Here is a 3971-nt window from a genome sequence, read left to right as displayed (position 1 = left end):
GCGCTCGGCAGCGACCGCTGGGCCGGACTGATCGGGGCCCATGCGGCGTTTCCCGGCGAACCGTTGCTGATTGCGACCTTCGGCACCGCCACCACGCTCGAAGCGCTGCGCGCCGACGGACTGTTTGTCGGCGGTCTGATCGCGCCAGGCTGGACGCTGATGATGCGCTCGCTCGGCGAACACACCGCGCAACTGCCTACCCTGGATGCACAGGCGGCACGCAACCTGTTGATGCCATCCGGCGGGGCCCCGAACGCCCAGCCCGACGTTGACGGCAAGTCGCACAGGCCGTTCTTCGCCACGGATACGCGGCGCTCGCTGTCCGCCGGCTGCGCGCTGGCGCAAGCAGGGCTGATTGAGCGGATGTGGAACGATCTGCAACAGGTGTGGGGCGAGCCGGTACGGCTGGTGGTAAGCGGAGGCGCCGCATCTGAAGTGACAGGCGCACTCAAAGTACCGCATACTCGGCACGATTCGCTCGTGCTGTCGGGCCTTGCGCTGATCGCCGCCGAAAGCGAACATGCGAGCCGCACCTGAGCATCACTTACAACGCACGTAGCACCCCTTAGACGGAGACCCCAATGATGCTGCGCTGGCTAATCGCTATTCTGTTTCTTGCCAACCTGCTCACGTTCGTTACGCTGCGCGGCATGTTCGGGCCTTTGCCCTATGCGGGCGTGCGTGAGCCGAGTCATCTGAATCGCCAGATTCGCCCGGATACGCTGAGAGTACAAGCGCTCTCGGCCGCTGAGGCGGCGGATCAGGCCGTGGTCGGTGCCCCGGCTCCGGCGCCGGCTATTTCTGCTTCGGAACTCGGACAATAGTCAGTCGGGACCGGTCGCGTTGCGCTGGGTCAGCCCTGCGCGCGGACCTTCTTGAGGAGTGCAGTCGTCGAGCGGTCGTGCTCGAACGGAATTGCCAGGGCCCGACCGCCCCAACCCCGCACCAGGGCCGACTCGGGGAGCACGTCCATATCGTAGTCGCCGCCTTTGACCAACACGTCGGGACGCAACTCTCCGATCAACTCAACCGGCGTCTGCTCCCCGAAACACACCACCCAGTCGACACTCTCCAGCGCCGCCAGCAGCGCCATACGGTCCGCTTCGTTGTTGATGGGCCGGTCGTCGCCCTTGCCCAGACGGCGCACGGATGCGTCGCTGTTGACCCCGACGATCAGCGTGGCACCTAACGCCTTCGCGTCGGCCAGATACGTGACGTGACCGCGATGCAGGATGTCGAACACCCCGTTCGTGAACACCACCGGCCCCTTGAGTGAGGGACGCAGTTGGGCCAGAACCTCGCGGGTGGTGAGCTTGCGTTCGAATGTAACGGCCATGAGCGGATCGGAGAGAAAGGAAAATGCAAACAAAAGGAGACATGCAAACGGCCCGGCAAGCTTGCGCCTGGCGGGCCGTTGGTTCAGATGCTATCTGCCTGTCGGTCGAGGAGCGTCGCACGGGACAGTGCCCGCGCAAACGCCTTGGCCGTTAGGCCAACCATCAAGCCGGCTGTTCAGCCGATTTCTGTTCAGCCTGCAGGCGCGACACCACTTCCTTGCGGTAGCGGTTCAGTTCCTGCGCGGTGTTGAAGGTGCGCTCAAACAGAATGGACAGGTTGTGCAGGATGCGCTCCACCACCTTCTTTTCCCAGCCGTCGTCGAAACGGATCTGTTCGTCGAGCCAACGCTCGAGCCATTCCGGATCCGGCAGACGTGACTGGATGGTGTCGCGCGGGAACAGCGCCTGGTTCACGTGCAGATTGGTTGGGTGCAGCGGTTTTTCCGTGCGACGCGCGGAAGCCATCAACACGCCAATCTTCGCAAACGCCGCACGCGCGACGTCGCCAAAATTGGTCATGGCCTTCTTCATATAGCGCAGGTAAGCGCCGCCGTGACGTGCTTCGTCGCGCGAGATGGTTTCGTAGATTGCCTTGATGACCGGCTCCGTGTGCCATTCGGCGGCACGGCGATACCAGTGGTTCAGACGGATTTCACCGCAGAAATGCAGCATCAGCGTTTCGAGCGGCGGCGCCGGATCGAACTCGAAGCGCACTGCGTGGAGTTCCTCTTCGGTCGGGCACATTTCCGGCTTGAAGCGACGCAGATACTCCATCAGCACCAGCGAGTGCTTCTGCTCTTCGAAGAACCACACGCTCATGAAAGCGGAGAAATCGCTATCGTGATGATTGTCGCGCAGGAACATTTCCGTCGCGGGCAATGCAGACCATTCGGTGATCGCGTTCATCTTGATCGTCTCGGCCTGCTCGTCGGTCAGCAGTGAGGCGTCGAACTTGTCCCAGGGAATGTCTTTCTCCATGTCCCATCGAACGGATTCGAGCGATTTATAAAGTTCCGGATAAAGCATGGTGTTCATAGTCCCACCCCTGTTCTGCGCATTGCGACGTCTGTTTGTGTCTGTTGCAACTCTGCCTCGCGAACGAAACACACGCGTTCGCGAGCCAAGCATTCAATTTTACGCGGTAATCGGCCACCCAGATGCACCGTGTGGCAAAGAAGTCCGGCGGCATTGACGCGCTGACGAAAACTGGAGTTTTACGCCGCGCAGCCGACCGTGGGTTGGTTACACCTGCCTGAGGTCGACCTGGCCTGCAAACGGACTGTGCTCTCCTAACCCCGCGCCGGTCAAACCGGCGGCAAAAAGGCGGCGGGATTGGTTGTTTTAAGGGCACGCCCAAAGGCCGGACAAAGCTTACATCATGATAGCACGCTGTCCTGACAGCACTCCCTTACATAGCGTCACAAGCTGGGCTGCCTTGATTTACCTCAACAAGATAGCAGTCGTCCATGTTGCGGCTGTGACGCTGTGTAAATGCAACAGATGGCACGCGATGGGTCATGCGTGAAGCGCAATGGGCAGCAAGCAGCACGATACCTGCGGTTCATGCCTCATCCTGTGCCGGGCCGTTCACGTTGCAGTCGTCACGCTTGTGTTGGCCCGAGCCATGCGGCGATCTGTTCGCGTTGTGCGAACGCGTCGCGTCGGCCCAGGTCGATCAACTCGCTCGTGAACTCGCTTTCGAACAACAGGTAGCTAGCGAACGCTGCTCCGGATGCGCGGTTACCTCCCACAGCGCCCAGCAGTCCGCGCACCGTCAGCGGAAGACGCTGCAGATGGCGTGCCGCAATCACTTCGATACGTTCGCTTGGCGCAATTGCCAGCACGTCAATGTGGCGCCAGCCGCTTTCCGGTTCGACCGTGTGGGGTAGATGCAGGACCATCCGGTTGACGTGCTCGATACGCTCGATGTCTGCGCCGAGTGCGTCAAGGAACACGCTCGCCATCACCTGCTGACCGATCTGCGCAAGCGACGGATAACCGTTGTCGCGCCCGGCGGCCGGCACCTCGGGGCGCGGCGTCCCGGCACCGATCACGACGATGCGTTCCGCGCCGAAGTGGATCGCCGGGCTGAGCGGCGCGATCTGGCGAATCGAGCCATCGCCGAAATATTCGTGATGGCCGTCCAGTTCCAGCGGCACCGCGGGAAACATGTAGGGAATCGCCGCGGAGGCCAGCAGATGCGCTGGCGTGAGCGCGACCATGCGCGCCGTGCGTTGCGCGCGGCGCCAGGCGGCGATTGGCTCGCTCGCCTGATAAAACGTCAGATGCTGTCCCGACGAGTAGCTCAGCGCGGTGATCGACAGCGCATGGAGTGCGCGCGTGTCGAGCATCTGATCGATGCGGTGAAAACTGAGCGCGTCGTGCAGGAGCCGCGCAAGCGGCGAGTTGTCGAGCAATGCATGCGGCGAACTGCGCGTGGCCCAGCCGAAACTCATTGCGGCGAGCCAGCGAGCCCCGGCGCCGACAATGCCCGGCCAGTCCGTCCGGTACACGTGATGCGCACGCATCGCCGACCAGACCCGCACGAGCCGCTCGGCGCCGCGCGCGAAATCGTCGGCATGGCTCGCAACCGAGGTGGCGTTGATCGCGCCGGCCGAGGTTCCACAGATCACG

At 62.5% G+C, this 3971-nt stretch carries 4 protein-coding genes and 1 pseudogene; 2 read left to right on the top strand and 3 right to left on the bottom strand.

Going from position 1 to position 3971, the window contains the following annotated elements; genetic code table 11:
- Positions 1–537: type III pantothenate kinase (locus tag WCA85_RS09790; protein WP_424063276.1), on the top strand; the 537-nt coding region annotated here is incomplete at its 5' end.
- 47 nt (positions 538–584) lie between these two features.
- Positions 585–824 carry a hypothetical protein gene (locus WCA85_RS09785; protein ID WP_424063278.1) on the top strand — a complete coding sequence of 80 codons (240 nt, stop codon included), beginning with the start codon at positions 585–587 and terminating at the stop codon, positions 822–824.
- A gap of 29 nt (positions 825–853) precedes the next feature.
- Here the strand turns inward: WCA85_RS09785 and rfaE2 are convergent, their stop codons facing one another.
- From rfaE2 to WCA85_RS09770, 3 genes and pseudogenes are all read right to left on the bottom strand, one after another.
- Positions 854–1336: a D-glycero-beta-D-manno-heptose 1-phosphate adenylyltransferase gene (gene rfaE2, locus WCA85_RS09780; protein WP_424063274.1), complete on the bottom strand. Its 483-nt coding sequence runs from the start codon at positions 1334–1336 to the stop codon at positions 854–856.
- A gap of 163 nt (positions 1337–1499) precedes the next feature.
- Positions 1500–2372: a ferritin-like domain-containing protein gene (locus WCA85_RS09775; protein WP_424063273.1), complete on the bottom strand. Its 873-nt coding sequence runs from the start codon at positions 2370–2372 to the stop codon at positions 1500–1502.
- Positions 2373–2944: 572 nt separating this feature from the next.
- Positions 2945–3971, bottom strand: a pseudogene (locus tag WCA85_RS09770) (patatin-like phospholipase family protein); the annotation flags it as partial.

The organism is Paraburkholderia sp. (genome assembly GCF_049581445.1).
Taxonomy (GTDB): Bacteria; Pseudomonadota; Gammaproteobacteria; order Burkholderiales; family Burkholderiaceae; genus Paraburkholderia.
This window is presented reverse-complemented; position numbering and strand designations above follow the sequence as displayed.